This window comes from Anaerococcus sp. HMSC068A02 (assembly GCF_001811125.1).
Classification (GTDB): Bacteria; Bacillota; Clostridia; order Tissierellales; family Peptoniphilaceae; genus Anaerococcus; species Anaerococcus vaginalis_C.
Genome location: NZ_KV803749.1, coordinates 1 through 295, shown reverse-complemented (window position 1 = coordinate 295; position 295 = coordinate 1). Strand labels below are relative to the sequence as shown.

The 295-nt window shown below is 32.2% G+C and carries 1 pseudogene; it reads left to right on the top strand.

The features are described from left to right. A pseudogene (locus HMPREF2782_RS04390) lies at positions 1 to 288 on the top strand (hypothetical protein); the annotation flags it as partial. Positions 289 to 295: the final 7 nt, after the last annotated feature.

Here is a 295-nt window from a genome sequence, read left to right as displayed (position 1 = left end):
GAAATAATAAATATTTTTAAAGAAGCTGGAGAGCTTAAAATAGCACCAAAATTACCTTCTCATTATGACAACCACCACTACAGAGCAGTATACGCCAAGAGAATTTATAATCATTATGCAAGACCAATCGATGAAATACCTGGTGGTTTAATTTCAGAAGGCGGAGAAAGATACATCATGAGAAATGATAGAGCTGGAGAAATATTAGATCGAAAAGCTATGTTAATAACCAGCAAATACTTAGGACATAATCGTATTGATGTAATAGCTCAATCTTATCTGTACTAAAATAAAT